The following is a 16,985-nucleotide window of genomic DNA, read 5'->3' on the forward strand; positions in this document are numbered from 1 at the left end:
ACCCTCACTCTGATGTTGCTCAAGCTACGCGACGCGTCCCCAGTGCCCGCTGTCAGCGACCCGCACGCACACCGACTTCATCGCCTCCATGTAGCGCAGAGATGACTTCTCGGCGATGGGGTTGTCGGGGTGCATGATCGCCATCGCAGTGCCCTCCCCGTAGCGGAATATGTAGATGGTCAGCTGATAGGAGAAGCGGCCGTCCGGATAGATTCCGATGTTGTCGGCAAGGCCCAGCTCGCCCGCCGCGAGAATGGCGTTGAGCGGAGCCGCACCCCCGTGGAAGAAGTTCGATACCGGAAAGTTCGGTTCCGGCCATTTCAGCCACGGTGCCAATTCCAGTACCCGGTAATACGGCACCCGGGACATGTCCAGACTCGAATCGAAGGCGGTCTGCGCGGCGTATGCGGCATCGTTGAACGAGGTTGCCGCGATCGGAACGGTGATCGGGATCAGGCCGGTAAACCAGCCTTGCGTCATAAAGTTGTCGCTAGCTGTACGGGAATCCCTCGGCGTCAGACCGTAATACGTCAGTGCCCCGGTGAATTCGTGCTCAACCAGACCGAGGCAGGCGAACAAGCCACCGACAAACCGTGAGCCGGCAGTCGAGCAGGCGGAGTCGAATCGATCGGTCTGCTCCGGGCTCATCAGAGACAGGGACGTCATGGTGCTGTTGGTTGCTTCCGACGGATTACCCAGTGGAAGCGGGAACTCGGGGAAGGTTCCATTGTTGTTCTCGGCAAAGTCAATCCACGCGCGCACCCCGGGGGAGTCCAGGGTCAATGCGGAGGTGAACTCGCGCTCGCGAGTGCAGAAGTCGTCAAAGCTGCCGGGATCGGGAAGCGTGAGAGGCTGGCCGCCTCCGCTCAACGCCGAGTACATTCCGTTGGCTTCCATCATGGTGGTGCCGATCAACGTCGCGTCGCCGTGCACGTGATCCATGGCGGCGAAGAACGTAAAGTGGTTCTCGCTCTGGATGATTCCAAAGGTGAAGCATCCCCATTCCAGTGGACTCGGTATATCGGTGACGTGGCTGCGTATTTCATCGACCGTCATATGCCCTTGCGTTACAGGCGCGAACTCGATCTCGCCTGGATCGCTGATGGAGTGCCTGATGAACTCCCCGTCGTCGGTGCGCTCGAACCAGCTGCGGAAGGTGTCGTGCCTACGCAGGTATGCGTTGAGGGCATGGTCCATCGCGGAGATATCGCACTGGCCCGCAACATCGCAGCTGGCGATAATTTGGCGGGAGAAGTTTAGGCCAGCTGCGTTCCGTTCGTAGTAGTTTCGCAGATGTTGACTCTGCATGTAGCTGACTGGCACCAAACTCACAGGTGCTTGCCGGGCCTTGTCCGCCGCGTCGGAGGTGGGGTGCCACGAGGTGACGGAGCCGGGGTTCAGCGTCCATTCATCAAGTGCGCCAACCGTTATCGTGCCTATGCGCAAAGCGCCGTCCTTTCGTTCGGCCGGCCCCGCTCCGGCATCTCTCATCGCTGGCCAACATACCCTCGGTTCGACCGCGTAACTGCCGGTCGCCTAAGACCCGGAAATCCCATGCGCCACATGGCGTACCGGGAGTAACTAGAACTTCTTGTCCTAGTTATTGTGAAGTTTGGGAACGCCAGTGCGCACGATACTTGTTCGGCTAGAGTCGCGTTCGCACCCACCGATGTCCCGAGTCACATTCTCGCCCGACGACGTCGAGGGCCACTCTCCCCCACCCGCCGACGCAAGGAGGCCTCAGCATGGAATCCGCTGACCATCCGATCAAGCCCGCCCCACGTTTCGCAATCATCGGATATGCAGCGCGTTTTCCCGGTGCCGCGAACACGGACGAGTTCTGGGACGTGCTGCGTGAGGGCCGTGACGCGATATCGGAGGTGCCCGCTGACCGGTGGGATGCCGATGAATTCTTCGATCCTGAACCCGGAGCTCCCGGCAAGGTCGTGACCCGTCGTGCGGGCTTTGTCGATGACGTGACGGGGTTTGACGCTCCGTTCTTCGGTATGTCGACGCGCGAGGTCAGGCTGATGGACCCGCAGCATCGACTGTTGCTGGAGATGGCATGGCGGGCGGTCGAGCATTCCGGAATCGCCCCAACGGATTTGGCCGAGACCAACGCCGGCGTGTTCGTCGGATTGGCCACTCATGATTACCTGGGAATGGCATCCGATGCGCTGACCTTCCCCGAGATCGAGGCCTACATGGCCATCGGTACCTCGAACGCCGCGGCAGCGGGCCGGATCAGCTACCGGCTGGGACTGCAAGGACCCTCGGTTGCCGTCGACACGGCGTGCAGTTCGTCATTGGTAGCAATTCATCAAGCGTGCCAAGCACTTCAGCTCGGAGAGTGCGACCTCGCGCTGGCCGGCGGTGCGAACGTCCTGCTGACTCCAGCGACAATGATCACATTCTCGCATGCGCACATGCTCGCGCCCGACGGCAAGTGCAAGACCTTCGACGCGGCCGCGGACGGTTACGTGCGTGGTGAGGGATCCGGTGTCATCGTCATCAAGCGCCTTGAGGACGCGATCCGCGACGGTGATCGGATCCGAGCCGTGATCCGGGGCAGTGCGATTAACCAGGACGGTGCATCGGGCGGGTTGACGGTACCCAATGGCGTTGCTCAGCAGCGTGTTATCGCCGATGCGCTCAAGCGTGCCGGTGTCGCGCCGAGTGACGTCGGGTATCTGGAGGCGCACGGCACTGGAACATCGCTGGGCGATCCGATCGAGGCCCAGGCCGCGGGTGCGGCGTATGGCATCGGCCGTGAAGCGAACGATCCGTTGTTGATCGGCTCGGCGAAGACGAACATCGGACATCTGGAGGCGGCCGCGGGTATCGCGGGTGTCATCAAGGTCGTCCTGTCGCTCGAGAACGAGTTGTTGCCACAGCACCGCAACTTTGAAAATCCGTCGCCGCACATTCCCTGGGACCGGCTCCCGGTGGCGGTCGTGAAGGAGGCCACCGCCTGGGAGCGCAACGAGCGGCCGCGCATTGCGGGAGTCAGCTCGTTCGGATTCGCCGGGACCAACGCTCACGTCATTCTCGAAGAGGCCCCCCAGCAGGCAGCGGCACCTATCGAGACCGAAACGGCCGGAGAGCCCCACTCGGATCTCGCCGGAGCCGCGGCTCCGAGATTCAGCATTCTACCGCTCTCGGCGCGCACGCCCGCCGCATTGGTGCAGGTCGCCGATCAATACCGCAACTGGTTGAACGCGCATCCGGAAGCCACGTTGGCGGACGTATGCCTCACTGCCGGAGTGGCGCGAGCACACCTGGAGCACCGGGCCGCGCTGGTGGTGAACTCGCGAGAAGCAGCCGTGGAGCTGCTCGGCGCTGTCGCCGACGACCGCCCGGCTCCGGGCCTCGGTCGTGGCGAATCCTACGACGCGCCGAAGACCGCATGGCTCTTTACCGGTCAAGGCAGCCAGTACCCGGGCATGGCCCGGGAGCTGTTCGATACCGAGCCGGTGTTCGCCGAGACGCTGAAGCAGTGCGCGGCAGTTGTCGCCGACGTGCTCGAAAAGCCTTTGCTGGATGTCATTTTCGATGTGGACAGTCCGGAAGCCGATGAGACGTTGCGGCAGACCTCCTACGCGCAACCCGCCTTATTCGCGGTGGAGATGGGCCTGGCCCGGCTCTGGCAATCGTGGGGCTTCGATCCGGACGTGGTGTTGGGTCACAGTGTCGGCCAGTACTCGGCGGCCTGCGTCGCGGGTGTGTTCAGTCTGGAGGACGGCGCGCGGCTGATGGCCGAGCGTGGCCGCCTATTCGGCAGCCTGCCCGCGGGTGGCCGGATGGCGGCGGTGTTCGCCGCTGCCGAGCGCGTGGAGGGCCTGACCGACGAGTTCCCCAGCCTGTCGGTTGCGGCCTACAACGGTGCTAACACCGTATTGTCAGGTTCCGCAAAGGATCTGGAAAAAGCGGTGGCGGACCTGGTTACCGAGGGCGTGCGATGCGATTTCCTGGACACCAGTCATGCGTTCCATTCAGCCTTGCTTGACCCGATCCTCGATGAATTCGAATCATATGCGGGTCAGTTCAATTACAAGACTCCGCAACGGATTCTGATCGACAACAGGACCGGGTCCGCACTCGGTAGAAGCACGAAACTTGATGGCGCGTACTGGCGTCGACACGCGCGCCAACCGGTGGAGTTCGCCAAGAGCGTGCGCACCCTCGCCGACCTGAACTGCAAGGTGTTGTTCGAGATCGGCCCACAACCGGTGCTCACGGCCGCGGCCTTGCGGGCGTGGCCCGACCCGGCCACCGCTCCGCGGGCCATCGCGTCGCTGCGTCGTAACACCGCGGACCACCGACAGATCATCGAAGCCGCTGCCGACGCGTACGTCCTGGGTCACGTGCCCAACTTCGGTGCGTTCCGCCACGGGCACGCGCGAAAGCTCGACCTGCCCACCTATCCGTTCGAGCATCGGCAGTACTGGTTCGGTGATAAGCGAGACGCTAACGGACTCGACACCTCGAATCAGCAACAGCGTGCAGGCGGCCCGCGCACCGAGACCGTTCGGCTGCTCGAGGACGGAAAGATCGAGGAACTCGCGAATCTGCTCGGCGGTGCCGGTGGTGACCAACAGACCCTTGCCGTGCTGACAAAGCTGGCGGCACAACATAACCAGCAACGCACCACCCACACCATCGCGGATGACCGTTACCAGTTCCGCTGGGATAAATCGCCCACGCCACTGTCCGGTGCGGAATCCGGTGCGGGCATTACCTGGATTCTCGTAGGCGAGGTATCCGGAGCGGCCGCACCGCTGGTCGAGGCGCTGACTGCGCGTGGGCACCAGCATCGAGTCCTTGGGTTGCCCGCGTCCGACGCCGACGAGCAGCAGCTAGCCGATGCGTTGCGCGCTGCGGCGGCCGGCGCCTCGGCGCAGGAGCAAGCGCTACGCGTCGTGCACGTCGGGGCCCTTGACGCGGGTCCCCCCTCGGCGCGGTCTCTGCTACGGATCCAGCACCAGGTGCTGGCCGGAACACGGCGACTCTTCCGGGCCGCGGCCACCGTTGAATTGCGTTCTCCCATCTGGTTGCTCACCCGAGGTGCACAGCGAATCACCGACGCCGACACTGTGGCGCCGGAACAGAGTGCCCTGTGGGGATTCGGCCGTGCGGCAGCGCTGGAGCTTCCGCAGGTGTGGGGTGGGCTCGCCGATCTGGCTGACGCCAGTGCTGACGAATGGTCACAGTTCATCGCTCGGGCCTCCGCGTCGGCCGACGCGTCCGTCAGGGAAGACCAGATCGCGCTGCGCGATCACGCCGTCTACGTTCCCCGGCTGGTTCGGCGAGAGGAACTGCCGAGCGGCAAACCGCTGCAAGTGCGTGACAACGCAACGTATCTGGTAACCGGTGGACTGGGTTCGATCGGACTGGAGATCGCCGGATACTTGGCCGCGCAGGGTGCCAAGAATCTGGTGCTGACGAGTCGGCGTGAACCCGGCGAGGCCGCGCGCCAGCGCATCGACGCATTGGGCGCGCAACACGGCTGCCAGGTCCGGGTCGTCACCGCCGATGTCGCGGATGCGCACGATGTTGCGCGCCTGCTGGCAGGTGTGAAGGCCGAGCTGCCGCCGTTGGCGGGCATCGTCCACGCTGCGGGGGAGATTGGTACGACCCCGCTCAACGACCTCGACGACGCCGAAGTGGATCGCGTATTCGCCGGTAAGGTCTGGGGTGCGTGGCATTTGAGCGAGGCTGCGGCTGACCTGAAGCTGGACTTCTTCATCAGCACCTCCTCTATCGCCTCGGTCTGGGGTGGCTTCGGCCAGACCGCGTACAGTGCGGCCAACGCCTTCCTCGACGGGCTCGCCTTGCGTCTGCGTGAGCAAGGCATTGCCGGAACCAGCGTTAACTTCGGTCCGTGGAGTGCGGGCATGGCGGACGCCGAATCCCGTGCGCGACTGGAGCAACGTGGGATCAAGACGTTGTCACCGGCCGATGCGTTGGCCGGCCTGGCCGACGTCGTGGCGGCCTCCTCGCCGCAGGGCGTCATCGCCCGTATCGACTGGGCCAGATTCCTGCCGCTCTACCAGCAGGCAGGAAGGCGGGCATTTCTGGCGGAGCTGGAGCGCGAGGTGCCCGCGCACCTGGCCGCATCGCCGGCGGTCACGCAGTCGGGCAGGACGCAGTTGGTCGAGCGGCTCGCAAGCGCTCCCATCCAGCAGCGCAAGAAGCTGTTGACCGACTACCTGCGCGACGCGGTGGCTGAGGTGACGCGCGTGGACGTATCGGAGATCCGCGAGGATGCCGGGTTCTTCGACCTCGGCATGGATTCGCTGATGGCCGTCGAATTGCGGCGTCGTATGGAACAAGGTGTGGGCAAGGAGATACCCGTCACCCTGGTGATGGATCATCCCCGCATTTCCGATGTCGCCGACTATCTGCTCGGCGAGGTGCTTGGGCTCAACGAGCAGGTCAAGTCCGAGCCTCGGCAGGCGGCGTCGACACGTACGGACGAACCGATTGCGATCGTCTCGGTGTCATGCCGATTCCCCGGCGCGCCAGATCCGGAAGGTTTCTGGGACTTGCTGTCCGGCGGTATCGATGCGATCCGGGAAGTCCCGGAAGATCGTTACGACATCGACGAGTTCTACGACCCGGATCCGGAGGTCGCGGGCAAGACCTACACCCGCTTCGGCGGATTCCTCGACGGCATCGATGGGTTCGATCCCGAGTTCTTCGGCATCTCCCCGCGCGAGGCCGTCTGGATCGAGCCGCAGCAGCGGCTGATGCTCGAAACGGTGTGGGAAGGTCTGGAGCGGGCCGGATACTCCCCAGCCGCGTTGCGCGGTAGCCGAACTGGCATCTTCGCGGGTGTGGGCGCCAATGAGTACGCGCACCTGCTGTCGTCGGAGTCGCTCGACAAGATCGAGCCCTACTTCATCACCGGCAACGCGCTCAACGCCATCTCCGGTCGCGTTGCCTTCGCGCTGGGATTTGAAGGACCGGCGGTGGCTGTCGATACCGCATGCAGCTCGGCCCTGGTGGCCGTTCACCAGGCTGTCCAGGCCCTGCACTCCGGCGACTGCGACCTGGCGGTGGCCGGCGGTGTAAACGTTCTGCTGAGTCCGGTGACGGTGATCGCCGCCTCACGCGCCAGGATGCTGTCACCGGTCGGTCGATGCAAGACGTTCGACGCGTCCGCCGACGGCTACGTGCGCAGCGAAGGCTGCGGAATCCTCGTGCTCAAGAGACTGAGCGACGCCCAGCGCGACGAGGACCGAATCCTTGCCGTGATTCCCGGCAGCGCAGTGAACCAGGACGGCGCCTCCAGCGGCCTGACTGTGCCTAATGGCGGTGCACAACAACGACTTATCGGTGCTGTGCTGGACCGGGCGGGTCTGGTGGGCGGGGACATCGACTACCTCGAGGCGCACGGCACGGGCACTCCTCTGGGTGATCCGATCGAGGTACAGGCAGCCGCGGCGGCTTACGGCGGCTCGCGTGACGCGGACCGGCCGTTGCTCATGGGATCGGTGAAATCCAACATCGGTCACACCGAATCGGCCTCCGGCGCGGCAGGTCTCATCAAGGTGGTGCTGTCCCTTCAAAACGGGGTGCTGCCGCAGAGCCTGCACTTCGAGAAGCCCTCTCCGCACATCCCGTGGGACTCGTTGTCGGTGCGGGTGGTGGACAAGGCCATTCCGTGGGAGGCCAACGGCAGGCCGCGTCGTGCCGGTGTGAGTTCGTTTGGCTTCACCGGAACCAACGCACACGTTCTCATCGAGGAGGCCCCGCAACGGCCGACGGGCGTGGATGGGGACGCCCCCGACGCCCCGGATGCCGCGCCGGAACCGCAGGGCGACCAGGTGAGTGTGCTCCCGCTGTCCGCGAGGTCACCGGAGGCGCTGGTCGCGGTGGCGCAGCGTTACGAGTCATGGTTGACCGCCCATCCCGATGTCGACATCGAGGATGTGTGCCTCACTGCCGGGAGAGGCCGGTCGCACTTCGAGCATCGCGCCGCGCTGGTTGTGGATTCGGTGGCGGCCGCGCGCGAGGGTCTGGCCGAGTTGGTCCAGAACCGACTGCGCCCTGGTGTGGTCCGTGGCGAGCACACCAATCATCCGACGACGGCATGGCTGTTCACCGGGCAGGGCAGCCAGTATCCCGGTATGGCCCGTGAGTTGTTCGACGCCGAGCCGGTTTTCGCCGAGACGGTGACGCGTTGCGCGGAAGCGGTCAAGGACATCACGGCGCGGCCGTTGCTTGAGGTGATGTTCGCCACCGATCGCGAAACCGGTGGAGAAGCCGGAAAAGTCCTGCGGCACACGTCCTACGCGCAGCCGGCGATCTTCGCCGTCGAGATGGGTCTGGCCCGGCTCTGGCAGTCATGGGGCATCGAGCCCGATGTGGTGCTGGGACATAGCGTCGGCCAGTACGCGGCCGCCTGTGTGGCCGGAGTGTTCAGCATCGAGGACGGTGCGCGACTGATCGCCGAGCGCGGCAGGCTGTTCGGCAGTCTGCCCGCGGGCGGTCGCATGGTGGCGGTGTTCAGCGACGCCAAGCATGTCGAGCAGATCGCGGGCGAGTTCCCGCGCGTATCGATTGGTGCCTACAACGGACCGAACACCGTGCTCTCGGGTCCCGGCGAGGATGTGGAACAGGCGGTCGCGCGGTTCGAGGGAGAGGGCATCCGCTGCACGTGGCTGGAGACCAGCCACGCCTTCCATTCGGAGCTGTTGGACCCTGTTCTCGACGAATTCGAGTCGTACGCAGCGCAAGTGCAGTTCGCCACCCCGACGTTGCCGTTGGTGTGCAACCGCACGGGTGCCGTACTGACGGCACAGACCCCCATCAATGCTCAGTATTGGCGTCGGCATTCGCGCCAGCCGGTGCAGTTCGCCGAGAGCGTTCGCACCGTGGCCGCGCTGGGGTGCTCGGTGCTGATGGAGATCGGCCCGCAGCCGGTGTTGACCGGCGCCGCGGTGCAGGTTTGGCCGGAGCACTTGGCCGCGCCTCGGGCAATCGTCTCGCTGCGCAAGGGTGTCGGCGACCGGCGTCAGATCGCTGAGGCGCTTGCCGCGGCGTACGTCGGCGGTCATCGGCCCAACTTCGCTGCGCTGGAACGTCACCCCCGGCACACGCTGGAGTTGCCGACCTATCCCTTCCAGCGCCGCCGTTTCTGGCCGAAGTCGTCCGGTGCCGCCATCGAAGGCGGAGGCGGCTTGACCGCGGGCATCCTGGGTAGGGGCGAGGATCTCGCCTCCGGAGATTCCGTGTACATCAGCCGGTTGTCGGTCAGGTCGCAACCGTGGCTGTCCGACCACGTCATCTACGGCACCGTCGTAGTCCCCGGCGCGACCTATGCCGCGATGGCGCTGGCTGCCGTTGGCACTCCGGCACGGGCCAAGGATGTGTTCTTCTACGAGCCGATCATCCTGCCGGAGAAGAGCTCCCGTGAGGTGCAGCTGACTCTGCATCCTCTGGAGGATGGCAATGGGTCGAAATTCCAGGTGCACAGCCGTCCCTACGGTGAACGCGACGTTGACTGGTCGTTGAACGCCGAGGGCACCGTCGTCACCGGTGTCGGCGACGACGGTGACGTGCCAACGTCTGAGGCTTCCGAGCCGGCGGAGCCCATTGATGCGGCCATCGAGCGGATGGAACGCATGCGTCCGATGGAGCTCTTCGAGATCTTTGCCGACCTGGAACTGGCCTGGGGCCCAACCTGGTCCGGTTCTCTGAAGTCGCTCTGGCTCGGTGAGGGTGAGGCGATCGGCGATGTCCTTGTCGGCGAGGAGCTCGCCGAGCAGCTGGGCACCGAGCCGATGCATCCGGTCCTGATGGACCTGTGCACCGGCGTAGCCTTCCCGGCGTTCCCTGCTCTGCTCGCCGCAGAGCAGGGTGTCAACGACCTATTCCTGCCCCTGCGGTACGGACAGGTGACGTTGAAAGAGAAGATGCCTCGGCGCTTCTACTGCCGTGCACGCTGGCACCAGAGCCCACTGGACAGTGAGACGCAGGTCTTCGATCTCGATTACCTGGATCGGGATGGCCGTCACCTGGGTGGGATTAGCGAGTTCACCGTCAAGCGTGCGCCGCGCGAGGCCCTGCTGCGCGGGCTCGGCGGCGACGCCACCCGCTTGCTGTACACCCTTGGCTGGCACGAGGTTCCGATTCCGCCCGTGGAGGACGCGACGGGCGAGACAAGCGGCACCTGGCTGATCGCCGGATTCGACGAGCTCGCCGCCAAGGTGCCGGGCTGCATCCCGTTTGACCGCACGACCGATCCGGAATTGCTCGGGCAGGTGCTGGAACAGGCCAAGGAGCGCGGTGTGCCGTTCTCCGGTGTCGTCTGGCGTGCCGCAGGGCCGGGCGCGGAGGAAGGCGCCGGTTTCTCGGACGCTGAGATCGCGCGTCTCGAAACGGAAATTACCAACTTGCTCAGTGCCGTGCACACAGTGCAGAACGGTTCCCAAAACGGTGTGAAGCTTCCACATGGTCTGTGGATCGTCACCGAGCGGGCCGTGGCCACTGAGTCCGGCGAGCCGGTCGATCCGGTGCAGGCGTCGCTGTGGGGATTCGGGCGCACCACAATCAACGAGGAACCGGCGCTACATGCCAAGCTCGTCGATTGCGATGGCTCGCCCGAGGCCGTGCAGGCGCTGGCGAATCTGTTGGCCACGCCGGTTGAGGAGTCGGAAATCGCTGTGCGGCAGGGCAAGCTGCTGGCATCCCGGTTACTGCCGTGGTCGCGGAGTGGGAATCTCACGGTGCCGCGCGGGAGTGACTACGCCCTGTTGCCCACCGAACGTGGGGCCATCGACAACCTGCGGATCATCGAAAAGGAGGTGCCGGCGCCGGACGAGGGTTACGTGCAGGTGCGGGTGGAGGCCGCAGGTCTCAACTTCCGCGACGTGCTCAACGTGCTGGGTCTGTACCCGGGTGATCCCGGCCCGATCGGCGGCGACTTCGCCGGTGTTGTTACACAATTGGGTGAGGGCGTGACCGAAGTCGAGGTGGGCCAGCGGGTGTACGGCTCCATGCAGGGTGCCTTCGCCAGCCGGTTCAACGCTCCGGCCCAGTTCCTGGCGCCGATTCCCGACGGGGTCAGCGCGGTCGAGGCCGCCACGATTCCCGCCGCGGCGCTGACGGTGCGGCTGGCATTCGACTGGGCGCAGCTCAAGCCCGGCGATCGGGTGCTGATCCATGCAGCCAGTGGTGGCGTGGGATTGGCCGCCATCCAGATGGCGCAACAGCAGGGTGCTGAGGTCTATGCGACGGCGAGCACCTTCAAGCGGGCAACGGTGCGCAAGCTCGGTGTCAAACATGTCTATGACTCGCGCACAACGGATTTCGCTGATCAGATTCTGGCGGATACCGACGGCGCTGGCGTCGATGTGGTGCTTAACAGTCTGACCAGTGAAGGTTTCGTCGAGGCGACCGTGCGTGCCACCGCCAAGAACGGTCGCTTCGCCGAGATCGCCAAGCGCGATATCTGGACTACGGAGCAGATGGCCGAGGTCCGACCCGATATCGCTTACGAGATCGTCGCGTTGGACACGGTGATGTTCCAAGAGCCCGAGCGAATTCGCGCCTTGCTGACCGAGGTGTCGGATGGGCTGGCCAAGGGGGAGTGGACGCCACTGCCTGCCGAGATCTACCCGTTGACGGAGGCCAGGACGGCGTTCCGGCGCATGCAGCAGGCCCGGCATATCGGCAAGATCGTGTGCCAGATGCCGAATCCGCTGGCACCGCGGCCGGATCGGACCTACCTGATCACCGGTGGTCTCGGTGCGATCGGTCTGCACACCGCGGGCTATCTGGCTCAGCTTGGTGCCGGGGACATCGTGTTGACCAGCCGCCGCGCGCCCGATACAGACGCGCAGCGGTTGATCGAGGAGATCACCGAGCGTTCCAAGACCCGCATCCACGTCTTCACCGCTGATGTCGGTGAGGAGCCCGAGGTTGCGAAGCTCCTGGAGCGGATCCGTGCGGAGCTGCCGCCACTCGCGGGCATCGCGCATCTGGCGGGCGTGCTCGATGATGCGCTGCTCGGGCAGCAGAGTGCGGAGCGGTTCCGGACGACGTTGGCGCCCAAGGCCTTCGGTGCGGGATACCTGGATAAGTTGACGCAGGACGACGAGCTGGACTTCTTCATCGTGTCCTCCTCGGTGTCGAGCCTCTTCGGTTCACCTGGTCAGTCCAACTACGCCACGGCCAACGCATTGCTTGACGGCCTGATCGCGCAGCGCCGGGCACAGGGCCTGCCGGCCACCGGTGTCAACTTCGGCCCCTGGGGGCAGGGTGGCATGGCCTCCTCGGAGGCGGCGACCGCGAACATCAGTGCGCAGGGCCTGATTCCGTTGGATCCGTCGGCGGCGCTCGCGGCACTCGCGGAGGTCATCGCCAACGGCACCGGACAAGCCACCGTCATCAAGGCCAACTGGCAGCGAGCCGCCAAGGTGCTGGGCAGTTCGCGTCCGCCGATCCTGGACCTCGTCTTGCCGAGTGCCACCGGAGAGGTGGCCGGCGACAGCGAGTTGCTCAAGCAGCTGATGGAGATCCCGGTGCCGCAACGGGCCGGATTCGTGACCGAATTCCTGCAGCGCGAGGTACAGAACTTCCTGCGACTGGCCCAACCGCCGGCCGCGACGAGTCGGTTCCTTGATCTCGGCACGGATTCACTGATGGCGATCGAGCTTCGCAACCGGCTGCATAGCCAGTTCGGCGGCAAGTTCACCATCAACGCGACTGCGGTGTTCGACTACCCGACCATCGGTGGTCTCGCCGAGTATCTCGTGGCTCAGCTGCCGGATGCGGAATCCGAATCGCAGGAGGCGCAACCCGCTGCCGAGTCGGCTGAGGCTGACTCCGAAGCGGCGACACCTACGACACCTACGACACCGACGACACCTACGCCACCTGACGCAGTGTCCGAGCCGAAGGAGTGATCCGGCGGCCTCCCGGGTACGTTAGCTAGCCTGGACACCTCGGTGTCAGTTAGCCGATAACGAGGGGAGCGGGTGCGGTCTGAGACGATTGTTTGCGGACGTCACCCCGCTTCGGAACGCTGATTTCCGGCGCTTGTGGCTGGCCGGTGTTGTCACTGTCATCGGTGCCGGGCTGACGCTGTTCGCGGTCCCAGTACAGATCTACGCGCTCACCCACAGCTCGGCGTATGTCGGGCTGACGGGCGTTTTCGGTCTGGTGCCGTTGGTGGTGTTCGGTCTGTGGGGCGGTGCGCTGGCCGACCGGATGGACCGACGGACCCTGCTGATCATCACCGCGACCGGGTTGGGCGTCTCCTCGGTACTGCTGTGGCTGCAGGCCGCGTTGTCGGTCAACAGCGTGTGGGTGGTGCTGTGCCTGCTCTCGGTGCAGCAGGCCTTCTTCGCGGTGAACTCTCCGACGCGCGCCGCAGCGATTCCCCGGATGCTTCCGCTGGATCAGCTGCCTGCCGCCAACGCGCTGAACATGACCGTCCAACAGCTCGGGTTTATCGCCGGACCGCTGCTGGCGGGGGTGCTGCTGAAGTGGGTGGATCTATCCACGCTGTATCTGATTGACGCGATCGCGTGCGTTGCGCCCATCTGGGCGACTATCCGGCTGCACAAGATGCCGCCGAGCGGCGTGTCAAAAGACCTGCGAGCCAATACCTCCGGTCTTCGTGACGTACTCGAGGGTTTCCGCTATCTGGCGGGACACAAGATCGTGCTGATGTCCTTCGTGGTAGACCTCATCGCCATGATCTTCGGGATGCCGCGAATCATGTTCCCGCAGATTGCCCACGAGGGATTCGGTGATCCCGCCGATGGCGGCACCGTGATCGCGCTGCTGTCGGCGGCAATATCGGTGGGCGCAGTGATCGGCGGAGTGTCCTCCGGCTGGTTCCAGCGGATCGATCGTCAGGGTTTCGCGGTGGTGGTCAGCATCGTGGTGTGGGGCCTGGCGATGGTGGGCTTTGGGCTCACCGCGCATGCTCCGCTGCTCTGGTTGGCTCTGCTGTTCCTGGTGATCGGCGGCATCGCGGACATGGTGTCGGCGGCCTTCCGGTCGACGATTCTGCAATCGGTGGCGACTGACGATGTACGGGGCCGGTTGCAAGGTGTGTTCACGGTGGTGGTCGCCGGGGGACCGCGGGTCGCCGACGTGACGCACGGCGCGGCCGCTGCCGTGGTGGGTACGACGGCAGCCGCTGCCGGTGGTGGCGCCCTCGTGGTGGTCGGGGTGATCATTGCCGCGCTGCTCGTGCCGATGTTCGTGCGGTTCCGGACGTCGGACGAGATCACCGAGGACGATGCGAGCCAGGCCAACCCGGACCAGATACAGCCCCAGTAGGTTTCACCCTATGGATGCTCTGTCGTCCGAGGTTCTTCGGCGGCTTCCGCGGGATAAGCAGCTTGCTCTCGGTCGCGGGCTGCGCGATGGCATGCCACGGCGACGGCTCGGGGAACTCTCCGCCGAGCCGGGGCGAGATCCGATAGCGTTACTTGCCGCACAGAACAAGGCCAGGATTCCGTCCTTGGTTCCGGTGCGCAGGGAGCGAATGTCGGAGTCGCCGTAAGCGTTTTACCGAGGCGCGGCCGCGGTGATGGCGTCCGATCTTGCCGGCACGGCCTCGACCGGGGTACTGATTCAGACCTGCGGTGATGCGCACCTGTCCAATTTCGGGCTGCGCCTCGCGTGACCCGCCGCTGTCGTTCGACGTCAACGACTTCGACGAAACCGCGATCGGTCCCTGGGGCGGGATGTCAAGCGCCTGGTCACGAGCGTGGCGATCCTCGGTGACGAATTCGGGATGTCGGGCGATGCCGTGCGCCAGACGGTCATCAAGACCGCCGCCGCGTACTGCACCCGGATGAACGAATTGGCGCAGATGTCCGCCCTGGATCGGTTCTATCTCAAGACGACCGCGCTGGAGGTGCTGGATCTGGTCTCCCGGCTGTCCAAGAGCGCGTCCAAGTTGGCGATCGACACGGTCGCCAAGGCGTCCCGCAACACGTCGCTCCGTGCACTCAGGAAGCTGACCGCGACCACCGTCGATGGCCACGACCGGATCGTCGAGTAGCAGGACATCGCGGTCCGTGTCCCGGAGGTGGGCTTATCCGAGGCCTACACGCAGCTCAACTGTGCTGACCACCAGCGGCTGCTCGCGGCGTCGGCGGCGCAATGGCTGCCGAACTCCTGATGTCCTAATTTGTGGGACACCTGACCTGGACGCCATTGTCCAGGTGGCGAAGACTGAGAAGCGTGACGCGTTCGGTGGTGATCCTGGGATTCCCGGGGGTTCAGGCCCTCGACCTAGTAGGGCCCTATGAGGTGTTCGCGACCGCGTCGCAGTACTTGACCGGTACACCGGGCTACGACGTGTCGCTGGTGTCGAGCGGTGGCGCCCCGGTGTCCACGGGTTCGGGGATGGAGCTGTTTACCCATCCATTGCCCGACTCCGGTGCGGGATGTGACACGTTGCTCCTGCCCGGCGGCATCGGTGTTCCCGCGGTCCAGGGGGACGCCGCCCTCATGGAATGGATCCGCGCCTCGGCCCGCTCTGCACGACGGGTGGTGAGTGTCTGTAACGGTGCGTTCCTGGCGGCCTCGGCCGGCCTGCTCGACGGCTGCCGAGCCACCACGCACTGGGCGATGGCCGAAACGCTTGCAGATGAATTCCCAAGCATCACAGTGGATCCCGACCCGATTTTCCTACGCAGTTCGGACAAGACGTGGACGGCGGCCGGCGTGACCGCGGGTATAGATCTGGCGCTGGCCCTCGTTGAGGACGATCACGGCGCAGAGGTGGCGCAGACCGTCGCGCGCTGGCTTGTTCTCTACCTGCGCCGCCCGGGCGGGCAGTCCCAATTCGCGGCCCCGGTGTGGATGCCGCGGGCCAAGCGAATGCCGATCCGGGACGTGCAGGAGGCCATCGAGGCGCAGCCCGGAGGGTCGCACCGGGTGCCCGAGCTGGCCCGTCTGGCCGCGATGAGCCCGCGGCATTTCACGCGTGTGTTCACCGCGGAGGTTGGCGAGGCACCGTCGGCCTATGTCGAGCGCATCCGCTCCGAGGCCGCTCGCCGCCAGCTCGAAGAGACCGACGACACCATGGTGGTGATTGCGAACCGCTGTGGATTTGGATCTGCGGAATCCTTGCGCCGCAACTTCGTTCGCCGCATGGGTGTATCGCCCGATCAGTACCGCAAGACCTTCCACCGCACCGAAAGGATTCCCCTATGACTTCCGCTCCGACGCAGATCGCGATCGTGCTGTACCCGGATTTCACGGCACTGGATTTCATTGGCCCGTACGAGGTCCTGCGCTTCATGCCCGATACCGAGGTCCGGTTTGTGTGGCATCAGCCCGGGCCCGTCACCGCTGATTCCGGAGTGCTGGTCATCGGCGCCACGCACTCGTTCGACGAGACCCCCGCACCGGACGTCGTGCTGGTACCCGGAGGGCCGGGAACGACCATGGCCGCGCGCGACGAACCGCTCCTGGAGTGGTTGCGCCGGGTGCACTCGACGGCCACCTGGACCACCTCGGTGTGCAGTGGTTCGGTGGTGTTGGCGGCGGCTGGTCTGCTCGAGGGCCACCGGGCCACCTCGCATTGGTCGACCCTGCCGCTGCTGAAGCCGTTCGGGGTGACCCCGGTTGGCGACGAGCGCATCGTGCGCAGCGGTCGCGGGGGTGTGGTTACCGCGGCGGGTGTGTCGGCGGGTATCGATCTGGGGCTGTGGCTGGCGGGCCAGATCGCCGGAGAGGAACGGGCCAAGGCGATCCAGCTGAGCATCGAGTACGACCCGCAGCCGCCCTTCGACTCCGGGCACATGTCCAAGGCCAGCGCCGCCACCAAGGCCACCGCGACCGCAGGGCTGGCCAAGGACACGTTCCGGCCGGCAATCATCGCCGCGGGGGCGATGTTGTTGTGGGATGGCGCGCTCGCGACGGTGCGCAGGAGAGGGGACCGACGCGGGTCGCTCCGCAGCCGTGTCGACCCCCGACCTCGACCCTGACCAGGCGCCCTGAAGGCG

General features: G+C 65.3%; 6 protein-coding genes and 1 pseudogene. 6 read left to right on the plus strand and 1 reads right to left on the minus strand.

All coding sequences use genetic code 11. The features are described from left to right. Window positions 1-24 precede the first annotated feature (24 nt). On the minus strand, window positions 25-1,446 hold the full coding sequence (locus B4383_RS18715) for a condensation domain-containing protein (RefSeq protein ID WP_078292840.1): 1,422 nt from the start codon (window positions 1,444-1,446) through the stop codon (window positions 25-27). A 299-nt stretch (window positions 1,447-1,745) separates the two neighbouring features. Between B4383_RS18715 and B4383_RS18720 the strand changes: the two genes are divergently transcribed. The 6 genes and pseudogenes from B4383_RS18720 to B4383_RS18740 all read left to right on the plus strand — a co-directional run bounded on the left by B4383_RS18720 (window position 1,746) and on the right by B4383_RS18740 (window position 16,967). Continuing rightward, window positions 1,746-12,914, plus strand: a complete 11,169-nt coding sequence (locus tag B4383_RS18720; RefSeq protein ID WP_078292763.1) for a type I polyketide synthase — start codon at window positions 1,746-1,748, stop codon at window positions 12,912-12,914. An 88-nt stretch (window positions 12,915-13,002) separates the two neighbouring features. After that, window positions 13,003-14,301 (plus strand): MFS transporter, encoded by a 1,299-nt coding sequence (locus tag B4383_RS18725; protein ID WP_139360878.1) that lies wholly within the window; start codon window positions 13,003-13,005, stop codon window positions 14,299-14,301. 10 nt (window positions 14,302-14,311) lie between these two features. After that, window positions 14,312-14,527, plus strand: coding sequence for a hypothetical protein (locus B4383_RS27210; protein WP_286143821.1), 216 nt, complete (start codon window positions 14,312-14,314; stop codon window positions 14,525-14,527). A gap of 12 nt (window positions 14,528-14,539) precedes the next feature. Beyond that, window positions 14,540-15,031, plus strand: a pseudogene (locus B4383_RS18730) (DUF2252 family protein); the annotation flags it as partial. A 182-nt stretch (window positions 15,032-15,213) separates the two neighbouring features. Beyond that, window positions 15,214-16,191 (plus strand): GlxA family transcriptional regulator, encoded by a 978-nt coding sequence (locus B4383_RS18735; protein WP_078292761.1) that lies wholly within the window; start codon window positions 15,214-15,216, stop codon window positions 16,189-16,191. Next, window positions 16,188-16,967 (plus strand): DJ-1/PfpI family protein, encoded by a 780-nt coding sequence (locus B4383_RS18740; protein ID WP_078292760.1) that lies wholly within the window; start codon window positions 16,188-16,190, stop codon window positions 16,965-16,967. Before B4383_RS18735 ends, B4383_RS18740 begins: the two co-directional genes overlap by 4 nt. The last annotated feature ends 18 nt before the right edge of the window (window positions 16,968-16,985 follow it).

Origin of the sequence: Mycobacterium sp. D16R24, from assembly GCF_002013385.1 — a bacterium.
Lineage (GTDB): Bacteria > Actinomycetota > Actinomycetes > Mycobacteriales > Mycobacteriaceae > Mycobacterium.

Coding starts and splice junctions, on each gene's coding strand:
- B4383_RS18720 (WP_078292763.1), top strand. CDS start 1,746: ATGGAATCCGCTGACCATCCGATCAAGCCCGCCCCACGTTTCGCAATC.
- B4383_RS18740 (WP_078292760.1), top strand. CDS start 16,188: ATGACTTCCGCTCCGACGCAGATCGCGATCGTGCTGTACCCGGATTTC.
- B4383_RS27210 (WP_286143821.1), top strand. CDS start 14,312: ATGGATGCTCTGTCGTCCGAGGTTCTTCGGCGGCTTCCGCGGGATAAG.